Annotated in this window: 13 protein-coding genes; all 13 read left to right on the plus strand. The window is 42.9% G+C overall.

What is annotated here, in order from left to right; genetic code table 11:
- Positions 1–804: 804 nt before the first annotated feature.
- Entirely contained in the window at positions 805–1272 is a 468-nt protein-coding gene (locus K1Y79_RS18640; RefSeq protein WP_110053192.1) for an Lrp/AsnC ligand binding domain-containing protein, read from the plus strand.
- Positions 1273–1361: 89 nt separating this feature from the next.
- Positions 1362–2288, plus strand: coding sequence for a tryptophan 2,3-dioxygenase family protein (locus tag K1Y79_RS18645; RefSeq protein WP_220251672.1), 927 nt, complete (start codon positions 1362–1364; stop codon positions 2286–2288).
- Positions 2289–2465: 177 nt separating this feature from the next.
- The gene (locus K1Y79_RS18650) at positions 2466–3188 is read left to right on the plus strand and encodes a DUF4290 domain-containing protein (protein WP_220251673.1); all 723 of its coding nucleotides are present in this window, start codon (positions 2466–2468) and stop codon (positions 3186–3188) included.
- A complete protein-coding gene (murA, locus tag K1Y79_RS18655) occupies positions 3185–4498 on the plus strand; it encodes a UDP-N-acetylglucosamine 1-carboxyvinyltransferase (protein WP_220251674.1) in 1314 nt (437 codons plus the stop codon). Before K1Y79_RS18650 ends, murA begins: the two co-directional genes overlap by 4 nt.
- Before the next feature lie 129 nt (positions 4499–4627).
- Positions 4628–5194 carry a guanylate kinase gene (gmk, locus tag K1Y79_RS18660; RefSeq protein ID WP_220251675.1) on the plus strand — a complete coding sequence of 189 codons (567 nt, stop codon included), beginning with the start codon at positions 4628–4630 and terminating at the stop codon, positions 5192–5194.
- Positions 5195–5275: 81 nt separating this feature from the next.
- Positions 5276–6541 (plus strand): hemolysin family protein, encoded by a 1266-nt coding sequence (locus tag K1Y79_RS18665; protein ID WP_220251676.1) that lies wholly within the window; start codon positions 5276–5278, stop codon positions 6539–6541.
- Positions 6542–7283: 742 nt separating this feature from the next.
- Positions 7284–8135 (plus strand): twin-arginine translocase subunit TatC, encoded by an 852-nt coding sequence (gene tatC / locus K1Y79_RS18670; RefSeq protein WP_220251677.1) that lies wholly within the window; start codon positions 7284–7286, stop codon positions 8133–8135.
- Positions 8136–8244: 109 nt separating this feature from the next.
- Positions 8245–8706 (plus strand): ribose 5-phosphate isomerase B, encoded by a 462-nt coding sequence (gene rpiB, locus K1Y79_RS18675; protein WP_220251678.1) that lies wholly within the window; start codon positions 8245–8247, stop codon positions 8704–8706.
- Between the two features lie 712 nt (positions 8707–9418).
- Positions 9419–9919: an RNA polymerase sigma factor gene (locus tag K1Y79_RS18680; protein ID WP_012788694.1), complete on the plus strand. Its 501-nt coding sequence runs from the start codon at positions 9419–9421 to the stop codon at positions 9917–9919.
- Positions 9920–10055: 136 nt separating this feature from the next.
- Positions 10056–12404: an ATP-dependent helicase gene (locus K1Y79_RS18685; RefSeq protein ID WP_220251679.1), complete on the plus strand. Its 2349-nt coding sequence runs from the start codon at positions 10056–10058 to the stop codon at positions 12402–12404.
- A 68-nt stretch (positions 12405–12472) separates the two neighbouring features.
- Positions 12473–12931 (plus strand): regulatory protein RecX, encoded by a 459-nt coding sequence (locus K1Y79_RS18690; RefSeq protein ID WP_236059696.1) that lies wholly within the window; start codon positions 12473–12475, stop codon positions 12929–12931.
- A gap of 93 nt (positions 12932–13024) precedes the next feature.
- Positions 13025–13819 carry an amidohydrolase gene (locus tag K1Y79_RS18695; RefSeq protein WP_220251680.1) on the plus strand — a complete coding sequence of 265 codons (795 nt, stop codon included), beginning with the start codon at positions 13025–13027 and terminating at the stop codon, positions 13817–13819.
- Complete coding sequence (gene gloA2, locus K1Y79_RS18700; protein ID WP_220251681.1) at positions 13819–14202, plus strand: SMU1112c/YaeR family gloxylase I-like metalloprotein; 384 nt, start codon at positions 13819–13821, stop codon at positions 14200–14202. Before K1Y79_RS18695 ends, gloA2 begins: the two co-directional genes overlap by 1 nt.
- Positions 14203–14235: the final 33 nt, after the last annotated feature.

Genomic DNA, 14235 nt, shown 5'->3' on the forward strand with positions numbered 1-14235 from the left:
CTAAAGGGCACTTCGATATCCCGGGGATATTGAGGTGCCCTTTAGGTGACCTATTGGTGAGGCAATGGTATAAGACATTAGTAAAAGGCATAAGCAGGATAGTGCCACGCCACTACAAGGATTTTTACATGTTTTGGAATGCAACTTTCAGTTTGTCTGGAGGGATATATAAGGTAACCCGGAAATGCGGACAGATTATATAGCAGTCTCTGCGATACAGGTGAAGGGGCTTGTTATATGAAAGGCATACAGCCAGAAGATGTAAGCAGGGGTGTAAGCAGCGCCATGGCCTTGTTAAGGTGACAGGCCGATGTTCATGCCTGGATCTGGAGGCATTATGAGGAAGTTTGCTGATATGTTGTGTAGGAAAAGGTGTTTAGGCAGGCGGATAGGGGAGAAACAAAAAAGCCTGCTTCGTACTACGAAGCAGGCTTTTATTAGCTGTAGGGGAAGGAGTCGAACCTCCACGAGGCAGTTAGCCGCAGCACAAATAAGATTAGTGGTCAACCCATTATGCTGTGTTTATCCTGTGATCCCCACCCCCGAGACAAGAGGGCATGTCTGCCAGTTTCATCACCCCACAATTTAAAGAGCTAGTTATTCAATAATTTGCGCTATTTTTTCAAATCTGTTCAGTATTTAAACTAACTATTTGTTGAACAATCGCCGTTTGATTAACTATTATGATGCAAATCTAAAGACATCGTCCTTTTCTTGCAAATTTTTTAAGAAAAATTTTTGAATTTTCGATATTTTTCAAATATTTGCATATAAGTTTAATACATTCAAAAACAAATTGTAAAAATGAGCCACAATTTGAATATTGACAAACTAGATTTGCAGATCATCAGTGAAATGATGCATAATGCTGAAATCTCCTACGCTGACCTCGGGAAGAAGTTGTTCGTTTCCGGTGGCACGATCCACGTTAGAATGAAGAAATTGCAAGAACTGGGTATCGTTAAAGGTACAAAATTGCATGTAGATTTAAAAATGATTGGCTATGACGTGATTGCCTTCATTGGTATTTATTTAGAAAAGAGTTCCATGTATGATACTGTTGCGAAAGAACTGCGCAAGATCCCCGAAATGGTACGCCTGAATTACACCACAGGTAGCTATAGCATGTTTGCAGAGATTATCTGCAAGGATATTTCCCAGCTGAGAAGAATCCTCCACGACGAACTGCAGAAGATTAAAGGGATTGAAAGGACTGAAACACTGATATCATTGGAAGAAAGTTTTTACCGCACCATTAACGTGGTGGAATAAGGGAATCATCCCGTAACCCTTCCTTGTCAGCTTATATATTATACCTGCGCATAAGTGACCGGGAAGGGTTTCTTTTAATTCTTATTACTATGGTTACAACTGAAATCGCCGAGAAAATCAAGCGGCTTGAAGAGAAGTATGCTGCTATGGGTCAGGATCTTTCTTCATATCTTGACGGACTGCTGTATGCAGATTACCTTACCTACTGGGATTATATTCAATTGGATGTATTGTTAAACCTGCAGCATCCGCGTACCCCCATACCAGATGAAAACATCTTTATTATCTATCATCAGATCACCGAACTGTATTTCAAGCTGACCCTGCAGGCTATTGAGCAGGTATGCCAGGCCCCCGTACTGACTGCCGACCTATTTAAGACACAGCTGAAACGGATCAATAACTATTTCCGTAACCTGATCAACTCTTTTGAGATTATGGTAGAGGGGATGGATAAACAGCAATTCCTGCAATTCAGGATGGCCTTGTTACCCGCAAGCGGATTTCAGAGCGGTCAGTTCCGGAAGATAGAGATCTGTTCTACCGGGCTGGTGAACCTGGTCTATGAGCCACAGCGGGAGGGGCTGAAAGGGAAGGAGTTGCCGGAAGTGCTGGATAATATCTATTGGCGCAGTGGGGCCACGGAACTGGCTACAGGCAAGAAAACACTGACTTTGCGTCAGTTTGAGCAGAAATACATGCATGAGTTCCTGTTTCTGGCAGAACGGTACCAGCAGAATAACATGCAGCTGCGTTATAAGCAATTGTCACCTGAGGTACAGGAAGAAGTAATGCCTTTACTGAAGGAGTATGATCTGAATATTAATGTGAAATGGCCGCTGATGCATTATAAGTCTGCCGTAAGATACCTGAACCGGAAGCCGGAAGATATTGCGGCCACGGGTGGAACGAACTGGCAGCAGTATCTGCCTCCCCGTCATAAGCGTATTGTATTTTTTCCGGAAATCTGGACAGAAGAAGAATTGGACAATTGGGGTAAACTGGCGTTTGAATAAATAATTGAACTATTTTTCATAAGTTTGCAAGGAACGGTAGCTTTCACATTAAAAGTCATTCCGTCCTGGCACTAGTACCAGGTACAAAAATGTTCTCCAATCAGCTTTTGTTGCTTTGTGAATGCGCAAGCAGATCTTACCTTTCAAATTTACACAGACATTATTTTTAGTAGCGATATGGAATACAATACAACCCGTAACCATTTGATAATGAAGGAGTACGGACGAAATATCCAAAAGATGATCGAGTATGTACTCGGCATTGAGGATAGGGAGCACCGTCAACGTAATGCGATGTCACTGATTGAGCTGATGGGTACGCTGAATCCTCACCTGCGTAACGTAGAGGATTTCAGACATAAGCTATGGGACCATTTGTTTCTGATATCCGACTTCAAACTCGATGTTGAATCTCCATACCCTATTCCAACCAGGGAAACATTGAGAGCGAGACCCGAACGCCTGGAATATCCTAAAAAATACCCGCGTAACCGCCATTTCGGTAAAAACCTGGAGATGGTGATTGACAAGGCTATCAACGAGACTAATCCGGAAAAGAAGGAAGGATTTACACAATGCGTTGGTAACTATATGAAACTGGCTTATAGCAACTGGCACAAGGAAAGTGTGCATGATGATGCTATCAGGGCTGAGTTGAATGGTATTACTGAAGGCAGACTGGATTATCAGACTGGTCATTCACCTGCGCCAAGTATTGCAGCAAGCACTAACACGCCTAACTTTAATACGAATGCTGAGTTCCAGCCACGTTCCTCTAATAACAGCGGCAGTGGTGGCAGCAAACGTAATAAGAACTTCCAGCAGAAGTTCAAGAACAATAACCAGAAGAACAGCAACAAGCACAATAACAACAAATACAATAAAAACAGGAACAAGTGAGTAGTGCTTTCGAAGTAAGAGGCGGCAACCGTCTTAAGGGGGAAATTGTGCCCCAGGGTGCCAAAAACGAAGCCTTACAGATTATCAGCGCAGTTTTGCTAACAGCTGATAAAGTTACTATCAGTAATATCCCGGATATCCTCGATGTAAACCTGCTTATAGAGTTGCTGGGTGATATGGGTGTAAAGTTGAACAGGGTAAGCCGTGATACGTGTGAGTTTCAGGCTGATCAGATCAATCTTCCATATCTGGAAAGTGCAGAATTTAAGAAAAAATCCGGACGTCTCAGAGGTTCAGTAATGATTGCTGGTCCGCTGCTGGCACGCTTTGGTAAGGCATATATACCTAAACCTGGTGGAGACAAAATTGGTCGCCGCAGGCTGGATACGCACATCATTGGTTTTGAGAAACTAGGCGTACAGTTCGTATATGATAATGATGATAACTACTTCCGCCTGGAAGCCGGCGACGGTGGACTGAAAGGAGCTTATATGCTGCTGGACGAGCCATCTGTAACCGGTACTGCCAATATTGTCATGGCAGCTGTTATGGCCAGCGGTACAACAACTATTTATAATGCAGCATGTGAACCTTACCTGCAGCAGTTGTGCAAAATGCTGAATAGCATGGGCGCAAATATCAGCGGTATTGGTTCTAACCTGTTGACCATCCAGGGCGTATCTTCCCTGAAAGGTTGCAGTCATGCCATGCTGCCGGATATGATCGAAATAGGTTCCTTTATCGGACTGGCAGCAATGACCCAGTCAGAGATCACCATCAGGAATGCAGGCGTACAACATCTCGGTATCATCCCTGAGAAGTTCCGCCAGCTAGGTATCAATCTTGAAATCAGAGATAACGATATCTATATCCCTGCGCAGGATTCCTATGAGATTCAGACTTTCCTGGACGGTTCCATCCTCACTATATCAGACCATCCATGGCCAGGCTTCACACCTGACCTGCTGAGTATCGTACTGGTAGTAGCTACTCAGGCAAAAGGCAGTGTGATGATTCACCAGAAGATGTTTGAAAGCAGATTGTTCTTTGTAGATAAGCTGATTGACATGGGCGCGCAGATCGTATTATGCGATCCTCACCGTGCAGTGGTGATCGGTCTGGGCAGACAGCACGCACTGAGAGGTATAACAATGTCTTCTCCGGATATACGTGCCGGTGTATCTCTCCTGATTGCAGCGTTGAGCGCAGAAGGAAAGAGCACTATCCAGAATATCGAACAGATTGACCGTGGGTATCAATATATCGATGAACGATTGAGAAACCTGGGTGCAGACATCAGAAGAGTATAAGCAATTATAAGGTATACAACAGGCTGCAAGAGATTGGCGCGAACGATCATATTCTAATATGGTAAAAGCCCGCACCAATCGCTTGCAGCCTGTGATTTATAGCGGAACCAGGAATAATCAGATCAGAACATGAGCAATAAGATTATTATTATTACTGCCCCTTCAGGAGCAGGGAAAACCACCATTGTAAAAAAGCTGTTGTCAGAATTGCCACAACTGTCTTTTTCTATTTCAGCTACTACACGTACAGCCAGGGAAACCGAAGTACATGGCAGGGACTATTATTTCCTGTCACTGGATGATTTCCATCAGAAAATTGATGACAATGCCTTTGCAGAATACGAGATGGTATATGCTGGTAAGTACTATGGTACGCTGAAGACAGAGCTGCAACGCATATGGGATGATGGTAAGGTACCAATGGTAGATATCGATGTGAAAGGGGCCCTTTCTATAAAAGAGAAGTACCACACAGGGGTATTGACAATATTTATTGCACCGCCTACCCTGGATACCTTACGGGTACGCCTGAGTGAACGGGGTACAGAAACACAGGCCTCGCTGGAAGAAAGACTGGGGAAAGCCCGTTATGAACTGTCATTCTCGCATGAATTTGATGAAATAGTAGTGAATGACGACCTGGAGACGGCTTACACAGCAGTAAAAACACTGGTAACCGGGTTCCTGGCACAGTAACATAATGTTCCGGTTCAATCTTTGCATATGGATTGACCGTACCTATTATGTGGAATCTATAATTCCTTACTTTTGAACTCTATGGACACTTATACACTCCTGATCCTGGCTATACTGGTATTGCTGGCAGGTTTCTTTGCCGGACTTGAAACGGCCTTCGCCAATGTAAACAAGTTAAGCATTGAGCTGAAAAAGAAGCAGGGGCGCGCTACCGGTAAAATACTGGCCAGCTTTAATGACAACCCTTCACGTTTTCTGGCTACCAGCCTGTTAGGATTAACTATTGTTGTGGTGATATATGGTATTCTGTTTGCCGGCTTCTTTCAGCCGATCTGGAACCAGGTATTACCTCCCCAGCAGAATACAAATCTGCAACCTGTGTTACTCTTTATTGATGTAATACTTGCTACACTTATAGTGCTTTCCTTTGGGTTCTTTATACCCCGAGCTATTTTCCGCTCCCGTCCGGAAGCATTACTGAGTTTCTTTGCACTACCCATTTCTGTGATATCCAAGCCACTGTATGTAATAGGCAGTTTACTGGTATCTATTTCTGAATGGATATTGAAGTACCTGTTCAACGTGCGTATTATTGAGACAAGTACTTCCTTCCCAAGGGTGGATGTTGAGCATTTTATCAGGCAGTCGCAGCAGCATATGACAGAAAATCAGGAGCTTAATACAGAGCTGTTTGAAAATGCGCTGTCACTTGCACATGTAAAGATCCGTGGTTGTCTTATTCCCCGTAAGGAGATAGAGGCTTTGGAGATTAATAGTCCGATTGCTGCTGCACAGCAGAAGTTTATGGAGACTAAACTTTCCAAGATCATTATTTATGAAAGCAGCATCGATAATATTCTGGGATATATTCATCAGCTGGATATGTTTAAAAGTCCTTCGGATATACCTTCTATATTGCACCCGATACAGGCTGTTCCGGAAACGATGAGTGCTATTGACCTGCTAAGCAAATTCAACAAGGAACGCAGGAGTATTGCCTGGGTAGTGGATGAATTTGGTGGTACAGCCGGTATTGTTACGATTGAGGATGTACTGGAAGAGATATTCGGAGAGATCAAGGATGAGCATGATGTAGAAGAGTTTGTCGAGAAGCAGATTGCGGATAAGGAATACATTTTCTCTGGAAGGCTGGAGCTGGATTATCTGAATGAGAAATACGGTTTTGATTTCCCTGAAGATGAAAGTGAAACATTATCGGGTTATATCATTAATCACCATGAGAAGATTCCTCGTTTGAAAGAGCGCATCATTATTGATGATTATGAGTTTGACGTATTAAATGTTACTGAAACCAGGATCGAAATGGTGAAAATAAAGGTACTTTAAAGAGATAATAGATAATCTGACTTTTTTATATAAAAAATTGAAAGTTTAGTTGCTTATCTTTCAGGTGTTTAGGAGAGCTTACTAGTTTTTTATAAAAGAAAAGAAATCAGTAGTTGATATTGTGATTATTTTTTTAATATATTTGCAGCGTGAAGGAACATCGCCCCGCTAAAACGATTTAAAAAAGTAGTAGGGAATTAACACTAATTTTATACATTTGCTGCAGATGATGTAACACAATGATTTGATTTTTGTTAAAAGGATGTAAAAAAAATTGTTACAACATTGATAATAACATATTTATTTCTATTTTTGTGATAGAAATTTAAAAGTAACCAGAAACACGAACATCTTGAAAGCTTGCCATCAATCGGATGCAATGTGAATCTGGAAACAAAGACATTCTCGAATTCAACTTTTTTGGGGTTAACAAACAATGGATGAAAGGCCGGCTCTTGATTCTTCTCGGGCTGGCTCTTTTTTTATACCTACCTCAAAGCTCATTATATATCTTCTTTCTTTCTGTTTACTGCCGGTTAACGATGATCTGTTAACAAAATGTCGGGTAAGACTGACATACGGCAGGCGGGTAAACAGGCATATGGGCGGCACAGGCTTTTCTCTGGCACCTTTAAATTCGCTTAAATCTTTCTACTTATACTGTTACTTCTTCTGTTTTGTTGGGAGCAACCGCTATATTTGTGCTCCTTAGATTTTAATATTCATAGTCTGACTAACTGATATGTTCAAGAAAATTTTTGCGAATAACGGGGAAAAGGCAGAGATGTCTTTCTTTGACCACCTGGAAGACCTCCGCTGGCATATTGTGCGCTCGATCATTGCGTTGATTGTGGTGAGCATTTTCGGCTTCGTCTACACTAAAGAGATACTTGATGACGTGATATTCGGCCCGACGAATGCTAATTTCCCATCTTATGTGGCACTATGTAAGCTAAGTAACTTGGTAGGGCTGGGTGACAAACTTTGTATTACGCCGGTGCCTATTACTTTCCAGAACCACATACTGGTAGGTCAGGTCATGTTGCAGTTCAAACTGGCATTCATATTTGGCCTGGTAGTCGCATTCCCTTATATCTTCTGGGAATTTTGGCGGTTTATCAAGCCTGCCTTAAAGGAAAGGGAATTAAGAGGTGCAAAGGGCATTATTTTCTGGGTATCCTTCCAGTTTTTCCTGGGTATTGCTTTCAGCTATTTTCTGATGGCTCCTTTTACGATCAACTTCCTGGCTGGTTATACTGTTACAGATAAGGCGGTGAATCAGTTTTTCATAGACGATTATTTCGGACTGATGTCACAGATCGTATTGGGTATGGGTGTACTGTTTGAAATGCCTATTTTGGTATTCTTCCTTACCAAGATCGGGTTTCTTTCTCCGGAATTTCTTCGTGCATACCGCAGGCATGCAATTGTAGTAATACTGGTATTAGCAGCGGTAATTACACCACCTGACGTAATAGACCAGCTGATAGTATTCACGCCGTTGTATCTGTTATATGAGATCAGTATATATATTTCGGCCAGAGCGATGAAAGGAATGGAAAAAGCAGAGAAAGAAGCAGAAGAGTGGTCCTGATCTGACGCTGATATAAAATAAAGTCCAACGCGGAATATCCCTTGTTTACACTGGATATTCCGCGTTGTAGTTTTGTGAACCTTTACTTTACTACTTAAATTTTAGTTTTATGGCATCACAACCCTTATTTAATCTTACGTTACCGATAGCGATAGGCTCAGATCATGCAGGATTTGAGTATAAAGAAGAGATTATATCTTATCTGGAAGGCAAAGGACTGAAAGTAAAAGATGTAGGTGCACACTCTCAGGATTCTGCGGATTACCCTGATTTTGCACATCCGGTGGCTACACTGGTAGAGAGAGAGCAGGCTGCCTTTGGGATATTGGTATGTGGCAGTGGTAATGGTGTAGCTATTACGGCAAACAAACACCAGGGCATCCGTGCCGCCATATGCTGGGGAGAGGAGTTGTCCCGCCTGGCACGTGCGCATAATAATGCGAATGTGTTGTGCATACCGGCCCGTTTTGTGGATAATGCAGTTGCTGAGCAGATGGTAGATGTGTTTATAGAGACGCCATTTGAAGGTGGACGTCATGAAAACAGGGTAAGGAAGATCGCTTGTTTGTAGCTTATTATTGCTAAAATTTACCAGGCATAGCAAACGCTGGTTATCACAGGTTAAGCAAGTGATAATCAGCGTTTATTATTTAAATGTTATCCCATCTTCTTTTTTTGGTAAATACAATAGGTTTTGTTAAATTGTGTTAAGAGTCAGTCAGTTGAATGTTAGTTCGTATTGTATTTTAGCATATCAGATGTGTATGTGTTTTTGTATCTGATGGACCCAATAAATGAAAAACTAAGAGAACGCTTGTATCGAATTATACGCGTCAGATACTTAAACAGCCAGGATCAGAAAACAATCGTCGAGAAAATAAGAAAACATTTAAGGAACCGTAAGAGAAAGTAGTATAGCGTACCCCAGTACTAATAACCAGATTTATGATGCATGAAGACACCGCTTACGGCAAGGTGGCGCAATCCGGACTTTCAGCTAAAGTCATGGATGATCTTTGCCCTGAAGCGAGCACGGGGTAATGATACGTGCGAGTGTAAGTGAACGATGTGATAGGATGTTGTAGTTCGAGAAGCAGCCTTTAATGTTTATTCCCCATTATCATCAGAATGTTCATACTTATCTGCAAATGACTGACATAACCATTTAAGTTTATTAATACCCTTACATATGATAATCAACATTTACAAAAACGACTGTTTCCCTTAAAGCAGGTTTATCAGCTGAATCAACAATTATTTCAGATGTTTAAACGATCACCATTATGTCATCCTCAGATTTCAACACCCTGCTGCTTGGCAATGCAGATTTCCTCAGGCCATATGCAGTTACACTGACTAAAGACTCTGAATCAGCGAAAGACCTGTATCAGGAAACGCTATTCCGCGCATTGGCAAACCGCGATAAATACCTTGCTGGTACAAACATCAGGGCGTGGTTATATACCATTATGCGTAATATCTTTATCAATAACTACAGGCGTGGTAACAGGCAGTTCCGCCTGCTTGATAACTCAGCAGGAGAGTTCCTCTTACATCAGCAGCAGCCAAGTATAGGTAACGCAGCCGAAACAAACCTGCGTATCAAAGATGTACATATGGCAGTTTACAACCTGCCGGTAATATTCAAACAACCCTTTATGCTTTATTTTGAAGGGTATAAATATTACGAAATAGCAGCGATGCTGAACGAGCCATTAGGTACTGTAAAAAGCCGTATCCATTTTGCCCGTAAAATGCTCAAATCGCGTATTGCCAGATATTAGTCGCCTCCGGAAAGAAAAGGATAAAGTGCCTCCTTTTTCCTTTTCTCCCTTTCTGCATTCTTTCGTACTTTTATGCCTTCCCTTTTAAATATTTAACATCATTTCCTGTATCAGATACGGGATTTTTATAAAGAGAATGAAGGCAAATTATTTAGATGAACTGAATGAGCGGCAGCGCCAGGCAGTAGAGCATATTAATGGTCCGCTGATGATTGTCGCTGGCGCAGGCTCCGGTAAAACGAAAGTATTGACTACCCGTATCGCACACCTGATGCGTCATGGAGTAGACGCGTTCAATATACTTTCGCTGACATTTACCAACAAGGCCGCCCGCGAAATGAAGGAACGTGTTGAGAGAATCCTTGGTGGTACAGAAGCGCGTAATCTTTATATAGGAACGTTTCACTCCGTATTTGCCCGACTGCTCAGGTCTGAAGCACACCGTCTGGGCTATCCTAATGATTTTACCATCTATGATTCTGATGACGCTAAAAGCGTACTCAAGACAATCATCAATGAGCAGAACCTGGATGATAAGCACTATAAGCCCAACCTGGTATATAACCGCATCTCTGCGGCTAAGAACAGCCTGATGGGGCCTGAAGAGTATCAGCATGACTATGCGGTTCAGCAGGAAGATATGCGTGCTAACAGGCCGCTAACCGGTAAGCTGTATGATATGTATGCCAAACGCTGCTTCAAGAACGGCGCTATGGACTTTGACGACCTGCTCTTCAAGATGTACCAGCTGCTTAAGAACTTTCCGGAAGTATTACACAAATACCAGCATAAGTTTAAATACATTATGATCGATGAGTACCAGGATACCAACCCTGCTCAGTACGAGATCATTAAACTGCTGGGTGCAGCACATGAGAATATTTGTGTTGTAGGTGATGACGCACAAAGTATCTATTCTTTCCGGGGGGCTACTATACAGAACATCCTCCAGTTTGAAAAAGACTACGATGATGCGAAAGTGGTGAAACTGGAACAGAATTACCGCTCTACAAAATCTATCCTTAACGTAGCAAACGAAGTAATTGCCAATAACAAGGGGCAGATTGAAAAAAACCTCTGGACAGATAATGCTGACGGCGAGAAGATCAAGCTCGTTCGTACCATGACCGATAACGAAGAAGGTAAGTTTGTAGCAGATACAATTGCTGAGCAGAAGCTGCGCAATCATTATGCTAACAGAGACTTTGCCATCCTTTATCGTACTAATGCCCAGAGCCGTGCATTTGAAGAGAACCTGCGCCGTAAGGCAATCCCTTATCGCATCTTCGGGGGCTTATCCTTCTACCAGCGTAAAGAGATCAAAGACTTTATCGCTTACCTGCGTATTGTTACCAACCCACAGGAAGAAGAGAGTCTGAAACGTATTATTAACTATCCGATACGTGGTATAGGTAAAACAACTGTTGACAAATGCGCTGTATTTGCTAACGACCATAACATCACTTTCTGGAATGTGCTGGAAAGAGCAAGAGAGTTTGGGTTTAAGAGCGGTACCCTGGAGGCGATTGAAAACTTCGTGATTATGGTACGCAGTTTTCAGGCAATGCTGGGTAAACACAATGCATATGACATTGCTTTACAGGTTGGCAAATCTACCAACATTGTAAAGGAACTGTTTAATGATAAAACAACAGAAGGTCTGGCTCGTTATGAGAACATCCAGGAGTTACTGAACTCAATCAAAGAGTTTACAGAAACCCCTACAGAAGATGGAGAACTGCTGGAATCCGAGAAATCTCTGGGTAGCTACCTGCAGCAGATTACACTGCTTACGGATGCTGACAAGGGTAATGATGAAGACAGCGACGTAGTTAAACTCATGACGATACATGCCGCCAAAGGACTGGAGTTTCCGGTGGTATTCTCTGTAGGATTGGAAGAGAACCTGTTCCCGAGCAGCTTATCTATTAATTCCAGGGAAGAGCTGGAGGAAGAACGCCGCCTGTTCTATGTGGTGATCACCCGTGCAAAATCACGTCTGTTCCTGACATATGCTAATAGCCGTTATCGTTTCGGCCAGCTGGTTAACAATGAATCCAGCCGTTTCCTGGAAGAAATGCCGGAGAAATACATCGACCGTAGCTATGCAGGAGGCAGTGGCGTAAACCGTAGTCCGCTTAACAATGGAGGCGGTCTGTGGGGAAATAGCGGCAGCAATATGTTTGACCGTATGCAGAAAAAGGCACCGGCTTCTACTCAGCAGCCTGCTGGTCCGCGTCCTACGCCCAGACCTATGCAAAATGCGGCTCCAACTAACCACGTACCTTCTCCTAACTTTACCCCTGATGATCCGGTGACTATGGAGGCAGGTATGGAGGTAGAGCACCAGAAGTTCGGCTTCGGAACAATCATTACCATGGACGGTCCGATGAACAACCGAGTTGCTACTGTTAACTTTCCGAAAGCAGGTGGTGAGAAGAAGATCATGCTGAACTATGCCCGCCTGATGATCGTAAAAAAATAATCGTACTAATATTAGCTGCAGGAGAAGGGGGATACCCCGTCTTCTGCAGTTTTATTTTATACAGGATAATGACTTCTGCGATATTGAAATTGCGCCATTACTGTGCTTACCAGGAACGTTGCCATAGTGAGGTGAAGAGCAAATGTTTTGAGTTGGGACTAAGAGGTGAGGAGATTGACGAGGCTATTGCCGCACTGATAGCAGATAACTTCCTTAATGAGGAACGTTTTGCCAAAGCTTTTGCAGGTGGTAAGTTCCGTACCAAACATTGGGGCCGGAAAAAGATCCTTATGGAGCTTAAACAGCGCCAGGTATCGGCATATTGCATAAAAAAGGGCATGGAAGAGATAGACGCAGAAGATTATGATAAAACCCTGTACACCCTGGCCGAGAAAAAGTATGCCTCGCTGAAAGGAGAGCAATACCTCAAGAGGAAGTACAAAACGATGCAGTACCTGTTACAAAAAGGGTATGAACCTGAGTTTATTCAGGACACTGTTGAACAAATTGCAAAAGGAGGGGAATAGTAGCCCTATAATTTTAATACTTTTTAAACGAAGTCATCGTACTTTGCAACAGTAATTTAATTCTTAGCTCCTAATTCCTAATTGAAAAATTATATGTCAGATCTGAAGGTAACGCTCATACAGACCAACCTGCACTGGGAAAACGTTGAAGAGAATCTTCGCATGTTCGATGATAAGATTAACGCTATCAACGAAAGGACCGAAGTAGTGGTATTGCCTGAGATGTTCAGTACAGGTTTCAGCATGGCGCCCGAAAGGCTGGCACAGACTATGGACGGCTCTGCTGTACAATGGATGAAGAAAAAGGCAGCTGAGAAGAATATTATTCTGACAGGCAGTCTGATCATTGAGGAGAACGGCCAGTACTGGAACCGCCTGATCTGGATGCAACCCAATGGCGTCTATGGCACTTATGATAAAAGGCACCTGTTTGGCTTCGGAGGCGAGCATGAGCATTATCAAACCGGAGATAAACGCCTGATTGCTTCTGTAAAAGGCTGGAAGGTATGTCTTACAATATGTTATGACCTACGTTTCCCTGTCTGGTCAAGAAATACGATCATGCCGGAAACAGGAGCTCCTGCCTATGATGTACTAATCAATGTGGCTAACTGGCCTGAACGCAGAAGCACACCATGGAAGACCCTGATACATGCGCGCGCCATTGAAAATCAATGTTATGCGATAGGTGTAAACCGGGTAGGTAACGATGGTAACAACATTTACCATAGTGGCGATACCAGTCTGATTGATCCATTGGGTGAGATCATCTACAGAAAGTCTCACGATGAGGATGTTTTCACTACTACACTAGATCGCTCACGCCTGGATGAGGCAAGGAAAAACTTCCCTTTCCTGAAAGATGCAGATAAATTCCAGGTATTTTGATGTTAAAAGGGCTACACCATATAGCAATTATTTGCTCTGACTATGAGCGAAGCAAACGTTTTTATACAGAAGTACTCGGACTGAAGATCATTCGTGAGGTGTACCGGCTTGAGCGCCGTTCTTATAAGCTTGATCTGGCTTTAAACGGGTATTATGTAATTGAATTATTCTCTTTTCCCGACCCCCCAGAAAGAGTAAGCGGACCTGAAGCTGCCGGCTTACGGCATCTTGCCTTTGCTGTCAGCAATCTGGAGCAGGCCATAGCTCATCTTAACACATATAACGTAAAACCAGAGCCTGTACGTGTAGATCCTTACACAGGCAGACGGTTTACTTTCTTCACAGATCCCGACGGCCTGCCACTAGAACTATATGAGGCATAATAACGGCTAAGGAGTATACCTGTTGGTATTGAC

Origin of the sequence: Chitinophaga rhizophila (assembly GCF_019492185.1) — a bacterium.
Taxonomy (GTDB): Bacteria; Bacteroidota; Bacteroidia; order Chitinophagales; family Chitinophagaceae; genus Chitinophaga; species Chitinophaga rhizophila.